Genomic DNA, 25,377 nt, shown 5'->3' with positions numbered 1-25,377 from the left:
GCCGTATTTCGCCTTTCCCGCAACCTGTCGTTTTGGCGGCGCAAACCGCACGTCGCGCTTTCGAGCGGCAGGCGAGAAGAACGCCGGAAAACGTATCGAGAAGAACCTCGATAGAGGAAGGGCGCGCCGCGCCAGGGAGGATGGCAGCGGCGCGCCCCTTTGGGTCCTTCAGCGCGTGTTTACGCCTCGGGCGCGGTCAGCGGCTCGACGCAGTACTTCTCGGTGCGCTCGTCGCTGATGGGGCCGGAGTAGTTGAGGCCGAAGCCGAAGTCGTACTTGTTGCCGTCGGCGTCGGTGTAGCACTCCATGTCCCTCGGGACGTCCTCGAGCTGCTTCTCGACGTCGAGCATGTCCTTGGGCATCTGCATGGGCAGCAGGCCGGAGGGCTCGTCCTGGCCGGCGATGATGCGGCAGGCAGCCTCGGTGGAGCCGGACATGGAGACGAGGATGGCGTCGACCTCGGACTCGAACTCGTGGACGCACATCGGCTGCGTGATGTCGAGGATCACGATGCACGGCTTGCCGGCCTCGTGCGCCACGGACGCGGCCTGGAGGATCTGGTCGAGCTGGGCCTCGTTGGTGACCATCGAGGTCTTGCCGTAGTAGGAGCGGTTCTCCTTGGTGCCGTCCTCGAGGATGTCGCCGGCAATGGAGGTCTGACGCACGTACTCGTTGTCGGCGGTGTAGGGACGGTACTGGACGGACAGCGGGATGAAGGAGCCATCCTCGCCCTGGCCACGGCGGGAGGAGGCGTTGACGGGGGCCACGGCGCAGACGACGACGTAGTCGCAGTCGGCGATGTCGGCCGCGGTGAGGCGCGTGATGTCGGCCTCGGCGGGCGTGGCGTTGCCGTCCTCGTCGGCCGGGCCGGTCAGGGTCTCGGCGAGCGTGTCGGTAACGACCTCGAAGTAGTTCTCGAGCGTGCCCTGCGGGAGCGGGAGCTCGGCGGTGGCGGCAGACTCGGACCAGGTGACGGCACCCATGCCGGAGCAGGACTTCGCCGCGGCGGTGTAGCGCATCGGGACGTAGACCTTGGGCTTGGCGTCGCCCTCGGCGGCCTTGATCACGCCCTCGTGGTTCTTGAGCATGACGATGCCCTTGACCTGGGCGTCGAGCGCGGCGGCGGTGACATCGTCGGGAGCGCGGTCGACCTCGGAGCGAGCGACGTCCGGATCGACGTAGGGGTCGTCAAAGAGGCCGGTGTCAAAGTAGCCGAGCAGCAGACGCTTGGCGGAGGCGCGGAAGTTAGCCTCGGCCTGCTCCTCGCCGAGGTTGGACTTCATGTCCTCGTAGGCGGTCATGAGCTCGGACGGGTCGTTCCAACCGCCCATCTGGTCGACGCCGACCTCGACGGCCTTGGAGGCGCGCTTTGCGGCATCCCACTCCGCGCCCTCGAGGCCCCAGCAGGTCCAAGGGTTGCCATCGGGGTCGTCGGGGCTGTAGAGGACCGCCCAGTCGGTGCACGCGGAGCCCTGGAAGCCGTACTTGTCGCGCAGGAGCTCCTGGACCTTGTACTTGGAGAAGCCGGAGCCCACGAGCTCGCCGTACTTCTCGTCCTCGTCGTAGGCGATGGTGTAGGACGTCATGATGGCGCCGGCGCTACCGGTCTTGCCGTCGAGCTTGAAGGCGCCGTCGACGAAGGGGATCATGAGCGCGTCGAAGTTGTCGCCCGGGTAGACGGCGAACTTGCCGCCGTCGGTGTGGCCCTCGCGGCCGCCCTCGCCGGCGCCCTCGGCCGGCCAGTGCTTGACCATGGCGACGAGCGAGCCGGTGCCCCAGCCCTGGTCCTCGCCGTTCTCGTCGACCGTGGACTGCAGGCCGTCGATGAAGGCGCGGCAGATGTCGCGGGAGAGGGCCGGGTCCTCGCCGAAGGTGCCGTTGAAGCGCGCCCAGCGCGGGTCGGAAGCGATGTCGGTCTGCGGACCGAGGAACATGGTGACGCCCATCTTGCGCAGGTCTGAGGCGATGCCGGCGCCGGCCTGCTTGGCGATCTCGGGGTCGAACGTCGCGCCGAGGGCGAGGTTGCCGGGCCAGTCGGCGCAGTTCTTGCCATTGCGCGGGTCGGACGAGAAGTTGATGGGGATCTTGTTCTCGGAGCCCTCGACGTAGGCCTGCATGGCGTTGGACCACTCGGCCTGGCGGAACGCGGGGTAGCCGGACATGGCGTTCAGGACGGCGCGGACGTTGCCGTCCAGGAACTCCTTCTGCTCGTCGGTGACGGAGTTGTCGTCCTCGAGCATGCGCTGGTGCATCGAGAAGCACATGAGGCCGCAGATCTGGTCGATGGTGACGCGGGATGCGAGGTCCTCGGCGCGCTCGTCGGACGAGAGTCGCCAGTCCTCGTAGGGGACCAGCTCGCCCGTGCCCTCGAAGTCCTTGAACGCGAAGCCGTCCTGCTCGATGAGCTTGAGGCCGGAGTCCTTGGAGTAGGACAGGCGCTTGCCACCCTCCTGCTCGACAATCGTGTAGCCGAACTCGGTCTCCGTCTCGGTGTAGCCTCCGCCGGAGGTGGGCTGCTCCTCGGTAGTCTGGGACGTGCCCTCGCAGGCGGTCAGGCCGAGCAGGCCAGCCGTCACTGCGGTACCGGCGAAGAACCCTCTACGCGAAATGCTCTTCATGCTTGTCTCCCTTTGTCGGAGCCATCTCTTCCCTCGGCGGGGCCGGGCCGTCCCGGCCCCGCCGCCCTAAAGCAATGCGTTACGGATTAGCCGTAGAAGTCGAACAGGATGGTGTCGAAGTCGGCGATGTCGAAGTCGGCGGCGTTGGCCTCGGCGTTCTCCTCGCTCGTGACCGTCATCACGATGTCGCCCGAGCTCAGGTGCAGAGTAATCTCGCCCTCGGTGGCCTCCCAGGTACCCTCGTCGGTCAGCAGGTCGGAGTGGGCCTCGGTGGGCTCCACGGAGCAGGAGCCGTCCTGCTCCAGATAGACATCCAGCATGGGCTCGACGCCGCCGGCGGTGCCGTAGACGGACTCGCCCGTGGTCTCAACGTAGCCATGCCACTGGCCGTAGTACGCCTCGACGGCGTCGAAGTCGCCGCCGGACTGGGACTGGGCGGCGTCGTCGCCGGTGTTGGCGGTGCCGCCGCCACCGTTGCCGCCGCAGCCGACGAGCGGCATCGAGATCGCGAGCGCGCACGCCGCGGCAAGAACAAGCTGCTTCTTCATGGGTTCCTCCTCTTTCCCTTCCCCGCGCCGGACTCCTCAGGCCTCGCAGGGTCCTTCCGTTGCGTTGGCTCCATTCAAACGCCGCGCTGCTCGCGAGCGTCAGTTTTGGCCTGAGGTGCATTTTTCGTGGCACATCCGTCACGCAAATCCGCCAAACGGTGACACGGTCAGGCATTTAACGCCGGTAAGCGGTTCCGTTCCGCCGGTAAACGTCATGTTGTACCCTTTTACCGGGGATGGGTTTGGCTCCGACCAGGCCCAGGGAGGGAAAACAGATGTATCGCGCACTCGTTGTGGAAGACGAGCCGAGCGAGGCTCAGCGCCTGTCTGACTATCTGCGGCGCTATGGGGACGCCCATGGCGAGGCCTTTCATATCACGTGGATCAAGTCGGCCATGGAGATGCTCTCTGACAAGGGCCGCTACGACCTCATTCTCCTGGACATTGATCTTCCGGGCATCAGCGGCATGGAGGCGGCGCAGCTCATGCGCGTCTACGACGAGACCACGCCCATCATCTTTGTCACCAACCTCGCCAAGTACGCCGTGAAGGGCTACGAGGTCGGCGCCATGGGCTTCATCGTGAAGCCCGTCACCTGGGGCAACCTCTCCATGAACCTGGACCGTGCCCTGCGCGTCATCAAGCAGAACTCCGGGCGCTCCGTCATGGTACCCACCGAGGAGGGCGTGCGCGTGGTGCCCTTCTCGTCAATCGTCTACATAGAGGTCAACGGCCACAAGCTCACCTACCACCTGGAGAGCGGCGAGCAGCTTGAGACGCGCGGAACGCTCGGGCAGGTCGAGGAGGACCTCTCGGGCGCGCCGGTGATCCGCGTGGCAAAGAGCTGCCTCGCCAACATGGACAAGATCTCGTTCATCCGCCCTTCGGCACTCCAGATGGTCACCGGCGAGCAGCTGCACGTCTCGCGCACGCGCAAGCGCGAGGTCATGGACGCGGTGACGGACTACCTGGGCGGCCACCGGTGAGGGAGTTCCTCGACACCTGGTGGTCCCTCGAGCCCCTCGTCCAGCTGCTCGTTCCCGTGACGCTGCTGTGCTGCCGGCTCCCCCGCCGCCCGCACCACGTGCTCAGGGGCGCCCTCGTGCTCGCCGTTCTTCTCGCCATTGCGGTCGTGCCGCTGGCGACGGGGGCCGTGACCGGGCTCGACACGTCCCAGGCGTTCACGGTCTTCAGCGTTGCGCTCGCCGTCTTTGTGCTGCTCATCCTCTTTGTCTTTGACGTGCGACCATGGACCGCGCTGTTCTGCGCCACGGCGGGCTACACGCTGCAGAACATTGCGAGCGGCCTGCAGATCTTGATCCAGATGCTCGTCACGCACCACGCCAACGCTTCCTTGGAGGGGCTCCCCGACGTCCTGGTCACGCTTGGCGTGCCCGCCGTGGTCTACGCCGCGGGCTACTACCTCCTGGTCAGGAGGGTCAACGTCAAGGGGCTCATCGAGGTGGAGAACCGGATGATGCTCTCGATGCTCGCGGTGGTGGTCATCGTGGTCATTGGCTTTGACGTCATCATCAAGGCGCTCGCGCTCAAGGGCGCGCTCTTCAGCCTTCTTGTGATGCTGCGCTTTGTGCATCCCATGGTCTGCGTCTTCGTGCTCGTGGCGGAGTACGAGCTGCTCTACGCCAAGCACGCGGACATCGAGCGGGCCGAGACCGAAAGGCTGCTCGCCGAGCGCGAGCGCCAGTACCGCCTCAGCCGCGAGAACATCGAGGCCATCAACATCAAGTGCCACGACATCAAGCATCAGATCCGCCATCTCGCGGACAGCGGCGCCGTGGTGGACGGCGCCGTGCTCGCCGACATTGCCCGCGAGGTCGACGTCTATGACTCGGTGGTGGAAACGGGCAACGAGGCCCTGGACACCATCCTCACGGAGAAGAGCCTCGCGTGCTCCAGCCGCGGGATCGTGCTCACCGTGATGGCGGAGGGCGCCGCGCTCGACTTCATGGCGCCGGCGGACATCTACTCCCTCTTTGGCAACGCGCTCGACAACTCCATCGAGGCGGTACGCGACCTCCCCGACCCCGAGCGGCGCGCCATCACGCTCTCCGTCCAGCGCCGCGGCGCCATGGTGGGCGTGAGCGTGGAGAACTACTGCCCCGAGTCGCCCCGCTTCTCGACGGACGGGCTGCCGCTCACCACCAAGGCCGACGGCATGAACCACGGCTTTGGCGTGCGCTCCATGCGCCAGATCGCCGAACGCTACGACGGCGCCCTCCACGCCGGCATCCAGGATGGCGTCTTCTACCTCAACGTTCTTCTCGCCCGCCCGCAGACCTGACAAAGGTGTCCGGGCAGTTTGTCATGAAAAACCTGACAAACTGCCCGGACACCTTTGTCAGGTCTGCTGAGCGACGCGTTTTGGACGGACGGGGGCCCAAAACAGCCGCTGTCCGTTTGAAACCTGTCACTCGCCAGGGGGCGCCAGCAGCGTCGAACCCCCGCGCTCACGTATAATCGAACGTTGCAGAAACCCGCACGAGAAAGGCCCGCCGTGGACATCACCCCGCAGGAAGTAGCCGAGACCCTCTCGATGGTCTCCGAGCAGAACCTCGACCTCCGTACCATCACGATGGGCATCTCGCTCGCCGGCTGCGCCGACGAGGACATGGGCCGCATGTGCGACAAGGTCTACGACCGCATCACGCGCACGGCCGAGCACCTCGTGGAGACCGCCGACGACCTGGAGGCCGAGTACGGCATCCCCATCGCCAACAAGCGCGTCTCCGTGACGCCGATCGCGCAGATCGCGGCCGGCTGCGCCGACGAGGACCTCTCCCCGCTCGCGCACGCCATGGACCGCGCGGCCGAGACGCTCGGGATCGACTTCATGGGCGGCTTCTCCGCGCTCGTGCAGAAGGGCATGGGCAACGCCGACCGCCGCCTCATCGCGAGCGTCCCCGAGGCGCTGGCCACCACCGAGCGCGTCTGCTCCTCCCTCAACATCGCCTCCACGCGCGCCGGCATCAACATGGACGCCGTGCTGCTCTCGGCCGAGACCATCCTCGAGTGCGCGCGCCGCACGCAGGACATCGACTGCTACGGCGCCGCCAAGTTCGTCGTGTTTGCCAACATGGTGGAGGACTCGCCGTTCATGGCGGGCGCCGTCCATGGCTCCGGCGAGGCGGACGCCGTCATCAACGTGGGCGTCTCCGGCCCGGGCGTCATGGCCGCCGCGCTGGCGCAGCTGCCCGCGTCCGCAAGCCTCATGGACGTGGCCGAGAAGATCAAGCAGACCGCATTCAAGATCACGCGCGCCGGCGAGCTCATGAGCCGCGAGGCCAGCCGCCGCCTGGGCGTGGAGAAGGGCATTGTGGACCTGTCGCTCGCGCCGACGCCGGCGGCCGGCGACTCCGTGGCCAAGATTCTGGAGATCATCGGCGTGGGCGAGTGCGGCGGCCCCGGCACCACCTGCGCGCTCGCGCTCTTGAACGACGCCGTCAAGAAGGGCGGCGTCATGGCCTCCTCCAGCGTGGGCGGCCTCTCGGGCGCCTTCATCCCCGTCTCCGAGGACGCGGGCATGATCCGCGCGGCCGTCGACGGCGCGCTCAGCCTGGAGAAGCTCGAGGCCATGACCTGCGTGTGCTCCGTGGGCCTGGACATGATCGCCGTCCCCGGCGACACCTCCGTGGAGGCCATCGCCGGCATCATCGCCGACGAGATGGCCATTGGCGTCATCAACACCAAGACCACGGCGGTGCGCCTCATCCCGGCCATCGGACAGGCGGAGGGCGACATGCTCGAGTTTGGCGGCCTCTTCGGCTCCGCGCCGGTCATGCCGGTCAACCAGTTCGCGGGGTCGGTCTTCGCGCACCGCGGCGGCCGCTTCCCCGCCCCGCTCAACTCGCTCAAGAACTAACGTCTGGGGCCGCGCGGTTCTTCTCGCCCAGAACTTCGCACCTAGTCTCTCTTTTGATTCTATTTCATGATGAAACTAAAGTAATACTTTGTATAAGAGACACTAGGTGCGAGGTTCCTGGCGAGAAGAACCTCGGGACGGCGCTACGCCCGAGCCCGAGGCATCAGTTCCAGATAGAGCTTTCTTCTCCGGAGATCCTGCAGCGGAGTTGTCGGCTCAAGCTCAACGCCCAGCGCATGGGCAACCTGGCGGGCGAGAAGCGCCACGCTCTCGGGCGCCCTCACCACCCGCGAGGTCACGCGGAACACCCGATATCCCAGCGCCGTCAGGATGTTTGCCCTGGCGGCGTCTCGTGCGGACTGACCCGCACCGCGCGCCGCATGGAACTCGTCGCTGTCGTACTCGATGGCAACGTGCCTTTCCGGCCAGAGAAAGTCCGGCGTCACCACATCGCGGTCCGCCAGCTCCCCACGGCACGAGGACACGTCAAGAGGGCGGTTGAGCTGCGGCATCTCAATCCCAAAGCCACCGTACTCCACCGGAAGCGTGAGCATGAGGCCAAGGACGGTCTCCATGGGGGAGGCGGAGCCCTCAAGCATGAGGCCGCAGACGCGCGTCGCGCGGCGCGTGCCCGGCGTCTCCCCCACCTCGGCTATTGCTGACTCTAGGCTTACCGCGCTCATGAGGCGCGGAGCCCGATAGCTGACGTTCTTCTCGCCTGCGGGGAGCCGATATGTGCCCGCGAACTCGCAAGCAATCACCGTTGCGGCAATGAGCCGACGGATGTGCTCCCACTTGAAGGGGTGGTCAATGGCGGGCCGCTCCTCAAGACCCAGCTCCGCCGCAAGCTCCACCTCGGCACGAACGGCGCTCGCGTGGGCATCCAGCAGCGCGTCGAGCTTGCCCTGGGCAGAGCAGAGCTGGATTACAACGAGCTCCGGGCCACTGACCAACAGGCCGTCGCCCAGACCAAGCATCGAACGCGACGGAACAGCCCCGTTCCACGCGTGGGCGCGGACAAGGCTTCCGCTGCTGCGCGAGCCCTTGGCGGGGACGATAAGGTCAACGGGAGGCGCGGACAGCCCGAGCGAGCTCAGACGCTCGCCGAGGCGGCACTTCTTGAAGTCCCGCTGGCCCGATACGCAGTCCTTGGCCGACGGCAGCGGACGGGCCGATGCCGGCCAGCGGGGAGCGTCGCCGACCAGGCGCAGGACGTCGCACGCGGACTCATGGCTCACGAAGGCGTACATGGCGCCCCCCTTGCAATCTCGCACCTAGTCACTTATTTGTCCCTATAACACTGTAATAGCAAACTATTACTTTGTACAAGAGAAACTAGGTGCGAGATTTCTGCCGAGAAGAACGCGCAAGCGGCGCACTACCCCAGGAAGCGAACCTCCGGCTCCAGGCGCACGCCAAACTGGCGCTCGACCTCATCCTGCACGTGCTCGATCACCGCATGGACGTCCGCCGCCGTGGCGCCGCCGGTGTTCACCACGAAGCCCGCGTGCTTGCGGGAGACCTCGGCCCCGCCCACGCGGTAGCCCTGCAGCCCGGCGTCCATGATGAGCTTTCCCGCGAAGTGGCCCTCCGGGCGCTTGAACGTGCTTCCCGCGCTCGCCATCTCCAGCGGCTGCTTCTCCTCGCGGCAGCGCATGAGGTCGTCCATCGTGGCGCGGATCTTCTCCGGGTCGCCCTTCTCGAGGGCAAACGTGGCCGAGAGCACCACGAGCCCGTCCGAGGCAACGCGGCTGCGCCGGTAGCCCAGATCCAGGTCGTCCACGCCGATCGTCTCCTGCGAGCCATCCGGCAGGAGGACGCGCACGCTCTTGAGCACGTCGGCCACGCACCCGCCGTAGGCGCCCGCGTTCATGAAGCAGGCGCCGCCGATCGATCCCGGGATCCCGCAGGCAAACTCAAGGCCGGAGAGCCCCAGCTCGCAGGCCATCTCGGAGGCCTCGCGCAGGTCCACGCCCGCCTGGCAGGTCATCTCGGCGCCGTCCACGGAGACGCCCACGAGGCCCTCCGCCAGAGAGACGATCACGCCGCGATAGCCCTCGTCGGAGACCAGGAGGTCGGAGCCGCGCCCCATGACAAAGCGCGGGACCCCTGCCTCGTCGCAGGCGAGAAGCACCTCGCGCACCTCGTCGGGATCCTCCGGCGTGACGAAGAGGTCGGCCGGGCCGCCGACCTTGAACGTGGCGTGCTCGCTCATGGGCTCGTCGGCCAGGACGTTCTCCTCGCCGACGATGGAGCGGAGCTTCCACGCGAGGGGCTGATCGCTCTCAGACATGCTCTGCCACACGCTTCCCTTCAGTGGAGACGGCAGGATGGGCAACTTCTTGAGTATAGCAGCGCGCGGCGGGCCGATAAGTGCTACACTCGCGCTGACAGTTTCAGGGCGGGGCGAAACTCCCCACTGGCGGTAACGGGCGGCATGGGCCGGCCCGAAGTCCGCGACCCGCGAAAAAGGCGGCTGACCCGGTGAGAGTCCGGGACCAACGGTTACAGTCCGGATGGAAGAAACGGAGGCCATCATGGCTGCTTCCACGCACGTCTCTCACGACACCCACTCCACCACCGCGGGCGGGCCCTGGTCCACCCGGCGCATCGCCACGACGGCGCTCTTCTGCGCGCTGGCGTTTGTCCTCACCTTCGTGGAGGTGCCCATCTTCCCGCCCGCGCCGTGGCTCATGTACGACCCCTCGGGCATCGTGGCGTTTGTCGCCGCGCTCGCCTTTGGGCCGAGCACCGGCGCCATCGTCGTCATCCTGCCGTGGGTGCTCAAGACCCTCTTCTCGTTCAACGTGTGGGGCCACCTCATGGCGATCGTCGCCGGCGTGGCGCTCTGCGTGCCCGCCGCCCTCATCGCCCGGCGCGTGGGCGGCGCGCGCGGGCTCGTCGCCGGCATGGTCGTGGGCGCCATCGTGTCCCTCGCGGCCTGCATCGTGGGCAACATCATCGTGACGCCGCTCTACACGGCGGTCTCCACGGCCGACGTCATCGCGATGATCGTGCCCATCCTGCTGCCCTTCAACGGCCTCAAGATCGTCATCAACTGCGCGGTGACGGCGCTCATCCAGAAGCCCGTCGCGCAGATCGTCTCGCGCTAGGCTGGCGAGAAGGACGTGACGCCCGCCGCCCAGCCGCCCGTGAGGCTCTCTCACGTGACCCTCATCTACGACGGGGGCGTGCGCGCGCTCGACGACGTCTCCCTCGAGGTGGCGCGCGGCGAGCGGGTCTGCGTGCTCGGCGCCAACGGCTCGGGCAAGTCGACGCTCGCCTCGGTGATCTGCGGGCTGCTCGCCCCCGACGAGGGCGTGGTCGAGCTCGCGGGCGAGCGCGTGTACGCGGACGGCGCGCCGGACCTCAAGGCGTACCGGCGCGCCCGGCGCTCGCTCGGCCTGGTGTTCCAGAACCCGGACGACCAGATCGTCACGAGCGTGGTTGAGGACGACGTGGCCTTCGGGCCCGAGAACCTCGGCCTGCCGCGCGAGGAGATCGCCGCGCGCGTGGCCCGCGAGCTGCGCCGCGTTGCGATGGAGGGCTATGCCGGGGCCGACCCGGCGCGCCTCTCGGGCGGCCAGCGGCAGCGCGTGTGCATCGCCGGCGCCCTTGCGATGGAGCCCGCCGTGCTCGTGCTTGACGAGCCCGGGTCGCTCCTCGACGTGCGCGGGCGCGCGGCGATCCTGCGCGTGATGGGCCGGCTCGCCGCGGCGGGCACCACGCTCGTGCACGTGACGCACTTCATGGAGGAGGCGCTCGAGGCCGACCGCGTGCTCGTCATGGACCGTGGCCGCATCGTGCTTGAGGGTGCGCCCGAGGAGGTCTTCGCCCACGGGCCCAAGCTTGCCGAGCTGGGCCTTGAGGTGCCCTTCGCCGCCCGCCTCTCCCAGCGCCTCGCCCTCCCCTGGACCTGCGACGAGCAGCGTCTCCTCCGTGAGTTGGGGACAGTCCCCGATTCTCACAATACTTTGATATCGGCGAGACCGGGCATCAAAAAAGTATGCGAATTGGGGACTGTCCCCATTTTGCAGGTCGAGCACGCGTCCTTCTCGTATGGGCGCGGCGCGCGGGCGCTCGAGGACGTCTCGTTTGAGGTTCCCGCGGGGTCCTCGACGGCAATTATCGGGCAGACCGGCTCGGGCAAGTCCACGCTGCTCAGACTGCTCTGCGGCCTGGAGACGCCAGACGAGGGGCACGTCGTCATCGCGGGGTCCAGCACGTCCTCCCGGCGCGGCCGCAAGGCGGCCAAGCGCGCCGTCGGCTACGTGATGCAGCACCCCGAGCGCCAGCTCTTCGCTGAGACGGTCGAGAAGGACGTGGCGTTTGGGCCCAGAAACCTCAAGCTCCCCGCGGACGAGATCGAGCGGCGCGTCTCCCGCGCGCTCGAGACCGTGGGCCTCGCCGCCCGCCGCGCGGACTCCCCCTTCACGCTCTCCGGCGGGCAGCGGCGGCTCTGCGCGCTCGCCGGCATCCTCGCCATGGAGCCGCAGATCCTCGTGCTCGACGAGCCCACGGCGGGGCTCGACCCGCGCGGCCGCGCCATGCTGCGCCGCGTGCTCTCCCGCCTGCTCGAGCGCGGCATCACCCTCGTGCAGGTCACGCACTCGATGGAGGACGCCGCGCGCTCCGACCGCGTGATCGCGCTCGACCAGTCGCGCCTCGTTGCCATCGGCGCCCCCCGCGAGGTCTTCTCGCGCTCGAACGAGCAGCAACTCAGCGCAGGCGGCCTCGGTATCCCGCGCTCCCTGCGCGTGGCGCGCGCGCTTGAGGACCGCGGCTGGCCCCCGCTCGGCGACCCCCTCACCACCGACGAGCTCGTCGCCGCGATTCGCTCCTGCGCGGAGCGTGCAAAAGCGCCCGTCCCCGTTGCACGGGAGGGGAGATGCTGAGAATAACGGTCGGGCAGTACTACGCGGCCCCCTCCCCCATCCACCGGCTCGACGCGCGGGTCAAGCTCGTCTGCGCGCTCGCGGCGCTCGTGGGCATCTTCTGCGTGTTGAACGCCGCCCAGCTCTGCGCCGCCGTCGTCTTTGTCGCCGCCGTGCTCGCGCTGGCGCGCGTCCCGGCGGGGCGCGTCCTCGCGTCGGTCCGGCCCCTCGTGGTGTTTCTCGCCGTGCTCTCGCTCTTCAACCTGCTCTTCGTGCGCACGGGAGACGTCGTCGCCGCGCTCGGTCCCGTCTCCGTCACCTCGGGCGGCGTGGCCGCGGCGGCGCTCTACACCGCGCGCTTTGCGCTCGCGCTCGTGACGGGCTCGCTCATCATGCTCACGACCACGCCCACGCAGCTCGCGGACGCCTTCGACCGCATGCTCTCCCCGCTCTCGCGCCTCGGCCTGCCCGGACACGAGATCGCCATGGTCTTCTCGCTCATGATGCGCTTCATCCCCACGCTCGCCGACGAGGCCTCCGCCATCATCGACGCCCAGTCGCTGCGCGGCGGCGCCTTCGACGAGGGCGGGCCCGTCCAGCGGGTGCGCTCCATCGTGCCCGTGGTGGTGGCCCTGCTCGCGAGCGGCCTTCGCCACGCCGACGGCCTCTCCCGCGCGCTCGACGCACGCTGCTACGAGGGCGGAGAGGGCCGCACGCACCTCCACGAGCAGCGCCTCGGCGGCAGGGAGCTCGTGGCCGCGCTCGTCACCGTCGCCCTTCTCGCCGCGCTCGTCCTTCTCGCCTAGCGCCTCGCCACCGCGCGCACCCGCGCGCCAGCCCCGCCGCCGCGCCGCTTTGCCGTAGAATGGGACGTTAGGGAACGGGCCCTCGACAGCAGGAGGTAGCAGCGCATGGTCTCTCGCATCTACGTGGAGAAGAAGCCGGGGTTTGACGGGGAGGCCAGGGCGCTCGAGCGCGAGCTCAAGACGCTCCTTGGCATCGAGTCGCTCACCGGCCTCAGGCTCATCAACCGCTACGACGTCGAGGGCATCACGCCCGAGCTCTTTGCGTCCTGCGTGCCCACGGTCTTCTCGGAGCCGCAGACCGACGTCGCCACCGAGGAGATGCCCGAGGTGGCGGCAGGCGCCGCGGTCTTTGCCGTGGAGTTTCTCCCCGGCCAGTTTGACCAGCGCGCCGACTCCGCGAGCGAGTGCGTCCAGCTCATCAGCCAGGGCGAGCGGCCGCTCGTGCGCTCCGCGACCGTCTACGTGCTCGAGGGCGCGCTCTCCGAGGCGGACGTGGACGCCGTGAAGCACTACGTGGTGAACCCCGTCGAGGCGCGCCTGGCCTCCCTCGAGAAGCCCGCCACCCTTGCGACGGAAATCCCCGACCCTGCGCCCGTGGAGGTGCTCGAGGGCTTCCGCGAGCTCGACGAGGCCGGCCTTGCCGCCTTCATCGCCGAGCGGGGCCTCGCCATGGACGCGGCCGACATCGCCTTCTGCCAGGAGTACTTCCGCGGCGAGGGCCGCGACCCCTCCATCACGGAGATCCGCGTCATCGACACCTACTGGTCCGACCACTGCCGCCACACCACCTTCGGCACCGTGCTCACCGACGTCCAGATCGACGACGCCACGGTGCAGGAGGCCTTTGACCGCTACCTGGCGATGCGCCACGAGCTCGGCCGCGACGAGCGCCCCGTGACCCTCATGGACATGGGCACGATCGGCGCCAAGTGGCTCACGCACACGGGCCAGCTCACCGGCCTCGACGAGTCCGAGGAAATCAACGCCTGCACCGTCAAGGTCACCGTGGACGTGGACGGTGAGGACCAGGACTGGCTCTTCCTCTTCAAGAACGAGACCCACAACCACCCCACCGAGATCGAGCCCTTCGGCGGCGCGGCCACCTGCATCGGCGGCGCCATCCGCGACCCGCTCTCCGGCCGCAGCTATGTCTACCAGGCCATGCGCGTGACCGGAGCGGCCGACCCCACCGTGCCCGTGTCGCAGACCATGGCGGGCAAGCTCCCGCAGCGCAAGCTCGTCACCACCGCCGCGGCCGGCTACTCCTCCTACGGCAACCAGATCGGCCTGGCCACGGGGCAGGTCAGCGAGCTCTACCACCCGGGATATGTGGCCAAGCGCATGGAGGTCGGCGCCGTGGTGGGCGCCACCCCCGCCTCCCACGTGCGCCGCGAGGAGCCGCAGCCCGGCGACAAGATCATCCTCCTGGGCGGGCGCACCGGCCGCGACGGCATCGGCGGCGCCACCGGCAGCTCCAAGGCCCACAACGTGGAGTCCATCGAGAAGGACGGCGCCGAGGTCCAGAAGGGCAACGCGCCCATGGAGCGCAAGCTCCAGCGCCTCTTCCGCCGCGGCGACGCGTGCCGCCTCATTAAGCGCTGCAACGACTTCGGCGCGGGCGGCGTGAGCGTGGCCGTGGGCGAGCTGGCCGACGGCCTCTACATCGACCTCGACCAGGTCACCAAGAAGTACGAGGGCCTCGACGGCACCGAGCTCGCGATCTCCGAGTCCCAGGAGCGCATGGCCGTGGCCGTGGCCGAGGACGACGTGGACGAGTTCATGGACTACGCCCGCGAGGAGAACCTCGAGGCCACTGTCATCGCCGAGGTCACGCACGAGAAGCGCGTGCGCATGGCCTGGATGGGCGACGTCATCGTCGACCTCTCCCGCGAGTTCCTCGCCAGCAACGGCGCGCCCAAGCACCAGACGGCGCACGTCGAGGCGCCGAGCGTCTGGCAGCCCAGCTGGGGCGGCGCCAACCTCGAGGAGCGCCTGCGCGCGCTTGTGACCGACCTCAACGTCTGCTCCAACAAGGGCCTCTCCGAGCGCTTCGACTCCACCATCGGCGCCGGCACCGTGCTCATGCCCTTCGGCGGCAGGACGCAGCTCACGCCGTCGAAGGCCATGGTCGCCAAGTTCCCCGTGCGCGGCGAGACCACCACGGTCTCCGGCATGGCCTGGGGCTTCAACCCCTACCTCATGAGCGCGGACCAGTTCGCGGGCGCCTACCTCTCCGTCGTGGAGAGCGTCTCGCGCCTCGTGGCCACCGGCTTTGCGCACGAGCGCGCCTACCTCAGCTTCCAGGAGTACTTCGAGCGCCTGCGCGACGTCCCGGAGCGCTGGGGCAAGCCGCTCGCCGCGGTGCTGGGGGCGCTTATGGCCCAGGCCGACCTCGGCATCGGCGCCATCGGCGGCAAGGACTCCATGTCGGGCTCCTTCGAGGACCTCGACGTGCCGCCCACGCTCGTCTCCTTCGCCGTTGCCACGGGCTCGGTCGACCGCGTGACCTCGCCCGAGTTCAAGGCCGCCGGCCACCGCGTGGTGCGCATCGCGCCCGCCGCCTACGGCGACGACCACCGCCCCGCGCTCGACCCGCTCATGCACGCCCTCGAGCTCGTCGAGGCGCTCACCGCCGCGGGCGCCGCGCTCGCATGCGACACGCCCGGCTACGGCGGCACCGCCGAGGCCCTCTTCAAGATGTGCGTGGGCAACCAGATCGGCCTCGAGCTCGCGGACGACGTCGACGTGGACTCCCTCTTCGAGCCGATGTACGGCAGCTTTGTGGTGGAGCTCTCCGAGGAGGCCGACGCCGTCCTCGCGCAGGCGGCCGACGACGTGGTGGTGGAGCCGCTCGGCACCACCGTCGAGGGCTACGTCCTGGAGACGGCCGACGAGCAGATCGACCTCTCCGCGCTCCAGGAGGCCTGGGAGGGCGGCATCGAGTCCGTCTTCCCCTATCGCACGCCCGCCGAGGAGGCCGCGACCCTGCCCGTCGTGGAGCCCGTGTCCTTCTCCTGCGCCGCCCCGCACGTCTACGCAGGCGAGAAGATCGCGCGCCCGCGCGTGGTCATCCCCGTCTTCCCGGGCACCAACTGCGAGTACGACACCGCCCGCGCCTTCGAGCGCGCCGGCGCCGTGGCCGACGTCTTCGTGGTCAACAACCTCACGCCCGAGGCCGTGGCCGAGAGCAGCCGCGAGCTCGCGCGCCGCATCCGCGAGTCGCAGATCGTCATGATCCCCGGCGGCTTCTCCGGCGGCGACGAGCCCGACGGCTCCGCCAAGTTCATCACGGCGTTCTTCCGCGCGCCCGAGGTCACTGACGCCGTGCGCGAGCTCCTGCAGTCCCGTGATGGCCTCATGCTCGGCATCTGCAACGGCTTCCAGGCGCTCGTGAAGCTGGGCCTCGTGCCCTACGGCGACATCCGCCCGATGAACGACACCTGCCCCACCCTCACGTTCAACACCATCGGCCGCCACCAGAGCCGCCTCGTGCGCACCCGCGTGGCATCCACGCTCAGCCCCTGGCTCTCCAAGTGCGCGGTCGGCGACGTCCACAACATCGCAATCTCCCACGGCGAGGGCCGCTTCGTGGCCTCGCACGAGATGGTCGAGCAGCTCGTTGCCGCCGGCCAGGTGGCCACCCAGTACGTGGACGAGGCCGGCGTTCCGGGCATGGCGCTCAATGTGAACCCCAACGGCTCCATCCTTGCCATCGAGGGCATCACCTCGCCGGACGGCCGCGTCCTCGGCAAGATGGGCCACACCGAGCGATCCGGCGCCGGGCTCTACAAGAACGTGCCGGGCAACGCGTACCAGCCGCTCATCGAGGGCGGCGTGGCGTACTTCACGGAGTAGCCCGCCTCGATCGGCCGCCCTTCTCGCTTGCGAGGGGGCGGCCTTTTGCTGGCGCGGCATCCGTGCCGCGCTCCGTCGCGCCCCGCGCGCTGCGGAAATGGGAGTCGTGGCAGCGCCGGCTTCCGAGGCGTTGCCGAATCTGGGGTTGTGGCAGAAATCCCGCTGCCACAACCCCTTTTTCTATAACGGGCAGGAAGAGACCCCCTGTTGGCGATCGAGCCTCGTTGCCATAACCCCCGCTCCCGCAACATCCGCGGGCAGCGCGCGACAGGGGCGGCTCGTTCTTCTCGCCCCGCGCTCGACGTTACTGCTAGGATGTCGTGCGGTACAAGCGCGGAGGAAGCGAGAAGAACGTGAGCGAAGCAGCGGCCAATCCCCAGAAGACCCCCTTCATAGCCACCCTGCCCGGCGTGGTGCTGGCCTGCCTGGCGGCGTGCTTTCTGTGGGGCTCCGCCTTTCCCTGCGTGAAGATCGGCTACGGGCTGTTTGGGATCGATGCCGCGGACGTGCCCTCAATTCTGGCCTTTGCAGGGACGCGCTTTGTCATCGCGGGCCTCATGGTGGTCGCCGGCGTGAGCCTGGCGACCCGCCGCGCCTTCGTCCCCGAGCGGCGCGACCTCCCCGCGATCGGCGCGCTCTCGCTCTTCCAGACCGTGCTGCAGTACGTCCTCTTCTACGTGGGCCTCGCCAACTGCGCGGGCGTGACGAGCTCCATCCTGGAGGCGAGCAACTCCTTTCTCTGCGTGCTGCTTGCCGCGCTCGTCTTTCGCTTTGAGCGGCTCACGGGCCGCAAGGTACTCGGCTGCCTCATTGGCTTTGCCGGCGTGGTGCTGGTGAACGTCACCGGCGAGTCCGGCGGCCTCAGCTTCACGCTCTCCGGCGAGGGCATGGTGCTGCTCTCCACCGTCGCCGCCGCCACGTCAAGCAACCTCGCCAAGCGCTTCTCGCGCGAACACGACCCGGTGCTGCTCTCCGGCTGGCAGTTCGTGCTCGGCGGGGCGGTCATGCTCGTCGTGGGCCTGGCCGCCGGAGGTCACGTGACCCCGGCAGACGCCGCAAACCCGCTGCCCGCGCTGGCGCTTCTCGCTTATCTGGGCTTCATCTCCGCCGCGGCATACTCGCTCTGGTCGCTCGCGCTCGCCGCGAACCCCGTCTCGCGCGTGGCCGTCTTCGGCTTCATGAACCCGGTCTTTGGCGTGCTGCTTTCCGCGGTCCTTCTCGGCGAGACCAGCGCGGTGAGCCCGGCGGTCGCCGTGGCGGCACTCGTGCTCGTAAGCGCGGGGATCGTCATCGTGAACCGGCCAGAAAAGGGGCATGACGCATAGCCTGGCCGATTGTCGGGGCTTTTTAAGAGAGGTCTCTGGCATCCCCCTTCTGAGGGCCAGCAAACTCTCAGGTAGAAAATTGCCATCTCAAAGGTAGTACTTACCCCACCCGCCAAAACCACCGACAACCGTCATCCCCCGCACTCCTCAAGCGCCGCTCGCCGGTCATACGGCGCCCTGGGCGCCATGGCGCACACCGCGTGATAGAACGGTAGTGGCATCTTTTTTTCTTGCGGTCAAGGAGGCACGATGAGGGCGGAGGACATCAAGGTCGCCGCGTCGATCGGCGCGGGAGTCATCGGGTGCAGCTGGGCGCTCAAGTTTGCCATGGCGGGGCTCGACGTGTGGGCGCAGAACCGCACCGAGGAGTCCGGCAACCTGGCGCGCGAGCGCGTGCGGGACTCGCTCGCCTCGCTCGTGAAGAACGGCGTCTACGACGAGGCCCAGGCGGCCGCAATCGCCGGCCGCATCCACTACACCACCTCCATCGAGGAGGCGGTGCGAAACGCCCAGTTCATCCAGGAGTCCTCCGCCGAGCACTACGAGGTGAAGTGGGAGCTCGTGCGCGCGATCGAGGCTGCCGCCGCGCCCGACGCCATTGTCGCCAGCTCCACCTCCGGCCTGCTCGTGAGCGAGATCGCCAAGGACGCCGCCCACCCCGAGCGCTTCTGCGGCGGCCATCCGTACAACCCGCCCCACCTCATCCCGCTCGTGGAGATCACCAAGGGCGAGCGCACCTCCGACGACGTCGTGTCGTGCGCCAAGGAGTTCTACGCGCGGGTGGGCATGGAGCCCGTCGTGCTGCAGAAGGAGGCGCTCGGCTTCATCTGCAACCGCCTGCAGATGGCCCTCTATCGCGAGGTCGCCAACCTCGTGCTCTCCGGCGTCTGCACCATCGAGGACGCCGACAAGGCCGTGACCTTCGGCCCCGGCATCCGCTGGGGCATCATGGGGCCGTCGCTCGTCTTCGAGCTGGGAGGCGGCAAGGGCGGCGTCTCGGGCCTCATGAGCCACCTCAACGACTCGATCAGCCTCTGGCTTGCCGACATGGCCGACTGGAAGCGCTTCCCGCCCGAGTTCGCGCAGGTCGCGCAGGAGGGCGTGAACGCGGAGCTCGCCGCTCGCCCGGCCGAGATCGGCAACACGCCCGAGGGCCTGGCGGAGTATCGCGACCACATGATCATCGAGATCCTCAGGCTCCACGGCAAGCTCTAGGGCCCCTCTTCGCACGCGGGCCAGCGACGTGCTATCGCGGCCGGTGGTGCGTGAGGTGCCAGCCGCCGCAGTAGGGGCACTCATAGACGAAGATCTTCGGCGCGTCCTTGCGGCGCGAGCTCCTTTCGGCCGCCTTGCGCGCGTCGATGCGCGTCTCGTAGCGCTTCTTGCGCCCGCACGCCCGGTATTCCTGGCTCTGCTCGTCCATCTCTCCCCTCCCGCGCCGCCGGCACGGGAACATTATGCGACGCTGGCGCATGTACTGGGCAAGGAGGTGACGAGCGTGGACAAAACCAAGACACGCAGCGAGAAGTTCATGAGGGACGCGATGGCCGCGCATGGAAGCTCGGTCTATCTCGTGGCGCTCGCGCAGACGCGCTCGGAGCATGACGCCCAGGACGTGGCGCAGGACGTCTTCTGCCGGCTGCTCACGGACGGCACCGCGTTCACGAGCGACGAGCACCTGCGCGCGTGGCTTCTGCGCGTGACCGTCAACCGATGCCGCGAGCTCTACCGCATGCCCTGGCGACGTCGCGTGGAGAGCGCCGAGAACGCCGGGGGCGAGTTGGCGTCGCCCGATGCGGGCACGGAGGACGCGGCCCTCGCGGAGCTGCGCGCCGACCCGGTATGGCAGGCGCTCCAGACCCTGCCCGAGAAGCTCCGCGTGGTGGCGCTGCTCCACTACGTGGAGGAGTACACGACCGATGAGATTGCCCGCGTGGTGGAATGCGCCCCCTCGACGGTGCGCACCCGCCTGCATCGGGCGCGCAAGAGGATGCGACAGATGCTTGACCCCACCTCGGAGGGAGAGTGCCATGAGCAACCAGCAGTTTGAGAGGTTTCGCATGCGGGCGCGCCGCGTGACGCTGCCCGAGGATGTGCGCGAGTCCGTGATTGACGAGATGCGGGTCGAGAGGGGCGAGCGGGCCCGCGGCCCGCGGCGGCCGCGTCGCGAGCGGCGGGGCGTCACGAGGAGGACCTTCGTACGCATGGGCACCGTGGCGGCCGGCGGCGTCGCGGCGTTTCTCAGCGCGAGCGCCCTCATGAACCGCCTGGCGGACAAGGAGGGCAACTGGTTCGCGCTCACCGCCTACGCCGAGGGCACGAGGACGCCTGACGGATCCCGCCTGGCGCTCGGCGAGAAGTTCGGCGGTTACATCAACTGGTCCGGCGGCGTAGACCCAGCGACCAGCGCGAGCGAGCTCTTGATGGTGAGCACCGAATTCAACCTCGCGTGCACGGGCGACAACGTGGACACCCTCACGTACCGGCTCGAGGGCGACAACATCCTCGCCGGCGCCGACATCTACACCCGCCCCGGCCTCTGGATGTTCCAGTCCGACGCGGAGGGCGCCGGCACGGTGGAGGGCTTCACAATCGAATACGGCAGCCAGGACACCATGGGGCTCCTAGACGGCATCTCGGGGAACGCAACCTACTATGCCATCTACGCCAACGTGCCCTTCGAGAAGGGAAGCGAGATCTGGGAGCTCATCGCCAAGCTGCTGAACGTCGACCCGGAGACCGGAGAGCATGTCACGCCAGGGGTGACCGGATATTACGAGGAAACGCGCTACCGGAACGAACTCACGAACCAAGTAGCGCTCTATGCCGCCGAGCTCTTTGCCGCAGAGCTCGCCAAGGCCACGCTCGTGATGACTGCGACCTTCGACGACGGCAGCGAGCAGACCAAGCGCTACTCGTTTGCCCCGCGCGAGGGCTACACGCAAATCTACGCCGACTACCTGGAAGAGGGCTGGGAGGCCTACCTCGCCGGCGACGACGCCCGCCGCACCGAGCTCACGCAAAACCCGCCGAGCCTCTACCTCATCACCGAAAGGTAAAGGGGGACGGGTTATTTCTCTCAGGAAAAGTGGGACAGGCCTGCACTGAGGCCTGTCCCACTTTTCCTGAGAGAAATAACCCGTCCCCAAATTCTTTTGCGCCTAGAGCCGGGCTACCCCGCTCTTGCGGGCGGCCTCGGCCACGGCGGCGGCCACGGCGGGGGCCACGCGCTCGTCGAAGGCGCCGGGGATGATGTAGTCGGCGGCGCGGTGCTCGTCGTCCACGAGGCCGGCGATCGCGTAGGCCGCGGCCTCCATCATGTCGTCGTTGATGTCGGACGCGCGCACGTCGAGGGCGCCGCGGAAGATGCCCGGGAATGCGAGCACGTTGTTAATCTGGTTGGGGAAGTCGGAGCGGCCCGTGGCGGCCACGGCGGCCCCTGCCGCCAGCGCCTCGTCCGGCATGATCTCCGGCACGGGGTTCGCACAGGCAAAGATAATCGGGTCGGCGGCCATCGTGCGGACCATGTCCTGGGTGAGCACGCCCGGCGCGGACACGCCCACGAAGACGTCGGCGCCGCGCACGGCGTCGGCGAGGCTGCCGGCCACGCCCTCGCGGTTGGTCCAGGTGGCAATCTCGGCCTTCTCGGGGTTCAGGCCCTCGCGGCCCTCGTAGATGGCGCCCGTGCGGTCGCAGATGATGACGTCCTTCACGCCCATGCGCTGCATGAGCTTGGCGATGGAGATGCCCGCGGCGCCGGCGCCGGAGAAGACCACGCGCACGTCGGCGAGCTCGCGCCCGGTGAGGCGGCACGCGTTGATGAGCGCGGCGCAGGTCACGACCGCGGTGCCGTGCTGGTCGTCGTGGAAGACAGGGATGTCGCAGGACTCCTTGAGGCGGCGCTCGATCTCAAAGCAGCGCGGGGCGGAGATGTCCTCGAGGTTGATGCCGCCAAAGCTGCCGGCGATGAGCTCCACGGTGCGCACGATCTCGTCCACGTCCTTGGAGCGGACGCACAGCGGGAACGCGTCCACGTCCGCGAAGGTCTTGAACAGGGCGCACTTGCCCTCCATGACCGGCATGCCCGCCTCGGGGCCGATGTCGCCGAGGCCCAGCACCGCGGTGCCGTCCGTGACCACGGCCACCAGGTTGCCGCGGCGGGTGTAGGTGTAGGAGTCCTCCACGTTCTCGGAGATCTTGAGGCAGGGCTCCGCGACGCCCGGCGTGTAGGCAACGGCCAGCTCCTCCGGCGTGGTGATCGGGGCGCGGGTGATCACCTCAATCTTGCCCTGCCACTCCTTGTGCTTGTCGAGCGCGTACTGCTTGGCGTCCTCGGCCATGGAAGCTCCTATCTCACGGGGCCGGCCCCCGCCGGCCAGTTTCACACCAGTTGCAAGTCTAGTCCTTTTGCGGCCCCGCGTCCGCCAGCGCCATCGCGCCAATCCAGCCCCATCGAGGCTCGCTCGCCACGCCGTATGCGGAGAGCCACAGCGAAAGCGGCACCGAGCGCACGCGCCCGCCAGCGCAATCCATCACCGTGCCATCCCCCACATAGAGACCCACGTGGCCGTGGTCCCAGCCGCCCGCCCCGTAGGGATGGCGGCCCACGGCCACAATCATCCCAACGAGCAGGCCATCCGTATCCGTGATGTGACAGAACCCCTCGTAGAGCTCTCGCGCATCGCCCGAGACATAACCCATGCCCAGGCGGGAGAACGCCCGCTCCACCCATGCCGCGCAGAGGTCCTCCCCCGTCGGGGCGGTTCCGTGGGCGCACTCAACCAGGCGGCGCTGCAGCGGCGCCGCGTCAAGGAGCGCCTGCGGGCCGCGCCCGTCCGGCACCTCCCTCCAGGAGGGCTGCCCAAAGACGGTCGTCTCGCCACCATCGACAAGAAGCCCCCGCGCCGCAAGCGCGTTCAGCAGGCTCTGTCTTGCATCGCCCATATCCCCTCCCCGGCGCCTCGCCCACACAGCAACCCTATCGCAAGGGATTGCCCGCGCAAAAGTCCCCTTGGTGCGAAATAGCGCCGGCTCCGCGCGCAATCACCGCCTTGGTGCGAAGGCATTTCCGGGCATCCCCAAGTAGCCAACTGGCCTTTCTCAGGAACAGCGCCGCCTGATGCCCGTCAAAACCGCCTTTCCGCCCAAAAACGCTTCGCACCAAGGGGGCTTTTGCACAGCGGGCGCCCCGAATTTCGCGCCAAGGAGACTTTTGCAGAATGCGCCGCCCTCGGCCGGAAACGTTCCCGGCCGACGCGTGCCCGACGTATACTTAGCACTAGGGGAACTACGGGGAAGTATCCACCACAACCGAAAGGACTTCCATGAGCGAGAAGATCGCGCCCCAGGACACCTGCGTGCTCGTCACCGGCGGAGCCGGGTTCATCGGCAGCCATACCGTCGTCGAGCTGCTTACGCGCGGCTATCAGGTCGTCATCGTCGACGACCTCTCCAACGCCTCCGCCAAGGTCATGGACCGCATCAAGACCATCGTCGGCGAGGACGCCGCCGCCAACCTCACCTTCTACGAGGCCGACGTCAACGACCGCGCCGCCCTCACCAAGATCTTTGACGCCCATCACCCGAGCCGCGTGATCCACTTCGCGGGCTACAAGGCCGTGGGCGAGTCCGTCCACAAGCCCATCGAGTACTACTCCAACAACATCGGCAACACCCTCACGCTCGTGGACGTCATGCGCGAGCACGGCTGCAAGTCCATCATCTTCTCCAGCTCCGCCACCGTCTACGGCGACCCGGACAGCCTGCCGCTCACCGAGGAGAGCCCCAAGAAGCCCGCGACCAACCCCTACGGCTGGACCAAGTGGATGATCGAGCAGATCCTCACCGACCTCCACACGGCAGACCCGGAGTGGAACGTCGTGCTGCTGCGCTACTTCAACCCCATCGGCGCGCATCCCTCGGGCCTCATGGGCGAGGACCCCAAGGGCATCCCCAACAACCTCGTGCCCTACGTCGCGCAGACCGCCATCGGCAAGCGCGATGCCGTCCACGTCTTTGGCAACGACTACGACACGCCCGACGGCACCGGTGTGCGCGACTACATCCACGTCTGCGACCTCGCCTCCGGCCACGCCGCGGCGCTCGCCTGGATGAACGGCCGCACGGGCGTGGAGATCTTCAACCTCGGCACCGGTACGGGCACCTCGGTCCTCGAGATCATCAAGGCGTTCTCCAAGGCCTGCGGGCACGAGATCCCCTACGTGGTGGACCCGCGCCGCCCCGGCGACGTCACGGCCAACTACGCCGACTGCTCCAAGGCCAAGGCCGAGATGGGCTGGGAGGCCAAGTTCAACATCGAGGACATGTGCCGCGACTCCTGGAACTGGCAGTCCCACAACCCCGACGGCTACGAGAGCTAGACGGCGAGAAGAACCATGGAAGAGCTCTTCGTCACCTACCTAAAGGCGCGCCTTCCCCTCGTTGAGCGCGCGCTCGCGGATGCCGCCGCGACGCCCCTCACCGAGGGGCCCGCCGCCGCGGACCTGACGCGCTACCTCTACGCGCCGCTCGCGCGCTTCACCGCATCGGGCGGCAAGCGCGTGCGCCCCGTGCTCTGCCTGCTTGGCGCGGAGGCCGTGGGGGGACGCGCCGAGGACGCGCTCTCGTGCGCGGCTGCCGTCGAGCTCTTCCAGAGCGCCGCCCTCATTCATGACGACATCGCCGACGAGGGAGAGCTGCGCCGCGGCGAGCCGTGTCTCCACCGCGTGGAGGGCGAGGGCCTTGCGATAAACGCCGGCGACCTGGCGCTCACCCAGGTCTTCGAGGTGGTCCTGCGCGACGAGTCGCTCTCCGCGGAGCGAAAGCTCCGCGCGCTCGGCGAGCTCGTCCGCATGGAGCGCCACACCCTCGAGGGCCAGGCGCTCGACCTCGGCTGGGTTCGTGACGGCCGCTGGGACGTGACCTCGGAGGACTACCTCTACATGGTCACGAGCAAGACGGCCTGGTACTCGGCGGCCATCCCGCTCTACGTGGGCGCAATCGTGGGCGGGGGCTCCGACGAGGCCGCGCGCGGCCTGCTCGACCTGGGGCTCACCGCCGGCGTGGCCTTCCAGCTCGCCGACGACCTGCTCAACCTCGTGGGAGACGCCGAGGCCCAGGGGAAGGACTTCCGCTCGGACATCACCGAGGGCAAGCGGACGCTTGCCGTGGTGTGGGCGCTCGAGCACCTCGGGCGCGCCGACCGAGAGGAGCTCGTGGCGCTTCTCGGCAGCTCCGCCACCAATGCCTCCGAGCTCGCGCGAGCCGTCGAGCTCATCGAGCGGGGCGGCGGCATCGAGCACTGCCGGATGCTCGCCGAGCAGATGGCGGGCCGCGCCAAGGAGATGGCCATCGGGCTCGCCGATGCGGGTCACATCACGGTTGAGGCTCGCGACCTGCTGCTTTCTATGTCAGACTTTTTCGTGGAGCGCGCGAGCTAGGCGCGCGCCATCCCGTGTTCGCTTGAGGAGAG

General features: G+C 68.3%; 20 protein-coding genes and 1 riboswitch. Of the genes, 13 read left to right on the top strand and 7 right to left on the bottom strand.

Features of this window, described 5'->3' with window-relative positions; translation table 11 throughout:
- Positions 1-179: 179 nt before the first annotated feature.
- Positions 180-2,618: a glycoside hydrolase family 3 N-terminal domain-containing protein gene (locus tag H6A23_RS00405; protein ID WP_204830228.1), complete on the bottom strand. Its 2,439-nt coding sequence runs from the start codon at positions 2,616-2,618 to the stop codon at positions 180-182.
- Between the two features lie 86 nt (positions 2,619-2,704).
- Entirely contained in the window at positions 2,705-3,166 is a 462-nt protein-coding gene (locus tag H6A23_RS00400; protein WP_204830227.1) for a hypothetical protein, read from the bottom strand.
- A gap of 275 nt (positions 3,167-3,441) precedes the next feature.
- Between H6A23_RS00400 and H6A23_RS00395 the strand changes: the two genes are divergently transcribed.
- The 3 genes from H6A23_RS00395 (at position 3,442) to H6A23_RS00385 (ending at position 7,046) form a co-directional block, all read left to right on the top strand.
- Complete coding sequence (locus H6A23_RS00395) at positions 3,442-4,152, top strand: LytR/AlgR family response regulator transcription factor (RefSeq protein ID WP_075279360.1); 711 nt, start codon at positions 3,442-3,444, stop codon at positions 4,150-4,152.
- The gene (locus tag H6A23_RS11615; RefSeq protein WP_204830226.1) at positions 4,149-5,468 is read left to right on the top strand and encodes a GHKL domain-containing protein; all 1,320 of its coding nucleotides are present in this window, start codon (positions 4,149-4,151) and stop codon (positions 5,466-5,468) included. Before H6A23_RS00395 ends, H6A23_RS11615 begins: the two co-directional genes overlap by 4 nt.
- 213 nt (positions 5,469-5,681) lie before the next feature.
- Positions 5,682-7,046 (top strand): PFL family protein, encoded by a 1,365-nt coding sequence (locus tag H6A23_RS00385; RefSeq protein WP_204830225.1) that lies wholly within the window; start codon positions 5,682-5,684, stop codon positions 7,044-7,046.
- A 143-nt stretch (positions 7,047-7,189) separates the two neighbouring features.
- Here H6A23_RS00385 and H6A23_RS00380 read toward each other — a convergent pair whose 3' ends face one another.
- Positions 7,190-8,296, bottom strand: a complete 1,107-nt coding sequence (locus H6A23_RS00380) for a hypothetical protein (RefSeq protein WP_204830224.1) — start codon at positions 8,294-8,296, stop codon at positions 7,190-7,192.
- 128 nt (positions 8,297-8,424) lie between these two features.
- Positions 8,425-9,339, bottom strand: coding sequence for a UDP-N-acetylmuramate dehydrogenase (gene murB, locus H6A23_RS00375; RefSeq protein ID WP_204830223.1), 915 nt, complete (start codon positions 9,337-9,339; stop codon positions 8,425-8,427).
- Between the two features lie 95 nt (positions 9,340-9,434).
- A riboswitch (FMN riboswitch) is annotated at positions 9,435-9,578 on the top strand.
- Between the two features lie 5 nt (positions 9,579-9,583).
- Here murB and H6A23_RS00370 point away from each other — a divergent pair.
- The 6 genes from H6A23_RS00370 to H6A23_RS00345 all read left to right on the top strand — a co-directional run bounded on the left by H6A23_RS00370 (position 9,584) and on the right by H6A23_RS00345 (position 19,121).
- On the top strand, positions 9,584-10,159 hold the full coding sequence (locus tag H6A23_RS00370) for an ECF transporter S component (protein WP_204830222.1): 576 nt from the start codon (positions 9,584-9,586) through the stop codon (positions 10,157-10,159).
- 15 nt (positions 10,160-10,174) lie between these two features.
- Positions 10,175-11,941, top strand: coding sequence for an ABC transporter ATP-binding protein (locus tag H6A23_RS11610; RefSeq protein WP_204830221.1), 1,767 nt, complete (start codon positions 10,175-10,177; stop codon positions 11,939-11,941).
- On the top strand, positions 11,935-12,726 hold the full coding sequence (locus H6A23_RS00360; RefSeq protein ID WP_204830220.1) for an energy-coupling factor transporter transmembrane component T family protein: 792 nt from the start codon (positions 11,935-11,937) through the stop codon (positions 12,724-12,726). Before H6A23_RS11610 ends, H6A23_RS00360 begins: the two co-directional genes overlap by 7 nt.
- Positions 12,727-12,831: 105 nt before the next feature.
- Positions 12,832-16,581 carry a phosphoribosylformylglycinamidine synthase gene (locus H6A23_RS00355; protein ID WP_204830219.1) on the top strand — a complete coding sequence of 1,250 codons (3,750 nt, stop codon included), beginning with the start codon at positions 12,832-12,834 and terminating at the stop codon, positions 16,579-16,581.
- Between the two features lie 353 nt (positions 16,582-16,934).
- Complete coding sequence (locus H6A23_RS00350) at positions 16,935-17,906, top strand: DMT family transporter (RefSeq protein WP_204830218.1); 972 nt, start codon at positions 16,935-16,937, stop codon at positions 17,904-17,906.
- 249 nt (positions 17,907-18,155) lie between these two features.
- On the top strand, positions 18,156-19,121 hold the full coding sequence (locus H6A23_RS00345) for a 3-hydroxyacyl-CoA dehydrogenase family protein (protein WP_204830217.1): 966 nt from the start codon (positions 18,156-18,158) through the stop codon (positions 19,119-19,121).
- 31 nt (positions 19,122-19,152) lie between these two features.
- Here the strand turns inward: H6A23_RS00345 and H6A23_RS00340 are convergent, their stop codons facing one another.
- Positions 19,153-19,329, bottom strand: a complete 177-nt coding sequence (locus H6A23_RS00340; protein WP_204830216.1) for a hypothetical protein — start codon at positions 19,327-19,329, stop codon at positions 19,153-19,155.
- Between the two features lie 75 nt (positions 19,330-19,404).
- Here H6A23_RS00340 and H6A23_RS00335 point away from each other — a divergent pair, with 75 nt between their 5' ends.
- A complete protein-coding gene (locus H6A23_RS00335) occupies positions 19,405-19,956 on the top strand; it encodes an RNA polymerase sigma factor (protein WP_204830215.1) in 552 nt (183 codons plus the stop codon).
- Positions 19,937-20,965, top strand: a complete 1,029-nt coding sequence (locus H6A23_RS00330) for a hypothetical protein (protein ID WP_204830214.1) — start codon at positions 19,937-19,939, stop codon at positions 20,963-20,965. Before H6A23_RS00335 ends, H6A23_RS00330 begins: the two co-directional genes overlap by 20 nt.
- A gap of 102 nt (positions 20,966-21,067) precedes the next feature.
- On the opposite strand, the gene H6A23_RS00325 is transcribed toward H6A23_RS00330, so the two are convergent.
- Positions 21,068-22,246, bottom strand: coding sequence for an NAD(P)-dependent malic enzyme (locus tag H6A23_RS00325; protein WP_204830213.1), 1,179 nt, complete (start codon positions 22,244-22,246; stop codon positions 21,068-21,070).
- A gap of 58 nt (positions 22,247-22,304) precedes the next feature.
- Positions 22,305-22,850 carry a hypothetical protein gene (locus tag H6A23_RS00320; protein WP_204830212.1) on the bottom strand — a complete coding sequence of 182 codons (546 nt, stop codon included), beginning with the start codon at positions 22,848-22,850 and terminating at the stop codon, positions 22,305-22,307.
- A gap of 380 nt (positions 22,851-23,230) precedes the next feature.
- On the opposite strand from H6A23_RS00320, the gene galE reads away from it, so the two are divergent.
- Both galE and H6A23_RS00310 read left to right on the top strand, forming a co-directional pair.
- Positions 23,231-24,286, top strand: coding sequence for a UDP-glucose 4-epimerase GalE (galE, locus tag H6A23_RS00315; RefSeq protein WP_204830211.1), 1,056 nt, complete (start codon positions 23,231-23,233; stop codon positions 24,284-24,286).
- A 15-nt stretch (positions 24,287-24,301) separates the two neighbouring features.
- Positions 24,302-25,345, top strand: coding sequence for a polyprenyl synthetase family protein (locus tag H6A23_RS00310; RefSeq protein ID WP_204830210.1), 1,044 nt, complete (start codon positions 24,302-24,304; stop codon positions 25,343-25,345).
- Positions 25,346-25,377: the final 32 nt, after the last annotated feature.

This window comes from Olsenella uli, assembly GCF_016900775.1.
Classification (GTDB): domain Bacteria; phylum Actinomycetota; class Coriobacteriia; order Coriobacteriales; family Atopobiaceae; genus Thermophilibacter; species Thermophilibacter uli_A.
Note: the sequence above shows the minus strand (reverse complement) of the source record. Positions and strands in the feature narration are given on the sequence as shown.

What these genes read in the sequence shown, in the direction of transcription:
- H6A23_RS00355 (WP_204830219.1), top strand. Translation starts at nt 12,832, where the DNA reads ATGGTCTCTCGCATCTACGTGGAGAAGAAGCCGGGGTTTGACGGGGAG.
- H6A23_RS00345 (WP_204830217.1), top strand. Translation starts at nt 18,156, where the DNA reads ATGAGGGCGGAGGACATCAAGGTCGCCGCGTCGATCGGCGCGGGAGTC.
- H6A23_RS00400 (WP_204830227.1), bottom strand. Translation starts at nt 3,166, where the DNA reads ATGAAGAAGCAGCTTGTTCTTGCCGCGGCGTGCGCGCTCGCGATCTCG.
- murB (WP_204830223.1), bottom strand. Translation starts at nt 9,339, where the DNA reads ATGTCTGAGAGCGATCAGCCCCTCGCGTGGAAGCTCCGCTCCATCGTC.
- H6A23_RS00405 (WP_204830228.1), bottom strand. Translation starts at nt 2,618, where the DNA reads ATGAAGAGCATTTCGCGTAGAGGGTTCTTCGCCGGTACCGCAGTGACG.
- H6A23_RS00310 (WP_204830210.1), top strand. Translation starts at nt 24,302, where the DNA reads ATGGAAGAGCTCTTCGTCACCTACCTAAAGGCGCGCCTTCCCCTCGTT.
- H6A23_RS00380 (WP_204830224.1), bottom strand. Translation starts at nt 8,296, where the DNA reads ATGTACGCCTTCGTGAGCCATGAGTCCGCGTGCGACGTCCTGCGCCTG.
- H6A23_RS00370 (WP_204830222.1), top strand. Translation starts at nt 9,584, where the DNA reads ATGGCTGCTTCCACGCACGTCTCTCACGACACCCACTCCACCACCGCG.
- H6A23_RS00320 (WP_204830212.1), bottom strand. Translation starts at nt 22,850, where the DNA reads ATGGGCGATGCAAGACAGAGCCTGCTGAACGCGCTTGCGGCGCGGGGG.
- H6A23_RS00340 (WP_204830216.1), bottom strand. Translation starts at nt 19,329, where the DNA reads ATGGACGAGCAGAGCCAGGAATACCGGGCGTGCGGGCGCAAGAAGCGC.
- H6A23_RS00395 (WP_075279360.1), top strand. Translation starts at nt 3,442, where the DNA reads ATGTATCGCGCACTCGTTGTGGAAGACGAGCCGAGCGAGGCTCAGCGC.
- H6A23_RS00325 (WP_204830213.1), bottom strand. Translation starts at nt 22,246, where the DNA reads ATGGCCGAGGACGCCAAGCAGTACGCGCTCGACAAGCACAAGGAGTGG.
- H6A23_RS00330 (WP_204830214.1), top strand. Translation starts at nt 19,937, where the DNA reads ATGAGCAACCAGCAGTTTGAGAGGTTTCGCATGCGGGCGCGCCGCGTG.
- H6A23_RS00360 (WP_204830220.1), top strand. Translation starts at nt 11,935, where the DNA reads ATGCTGAGAATAACGGTCGGGCAGTACTACGCGGCCCCCTCCCCCATC.
- galE (WP_204830211.1), top strand. Translation starts at nt 23,231, where the DNA reads ATGAGCGAGAAGATCGCGCCCCAGGACACCTGCGTGCTCGTCACCGGC.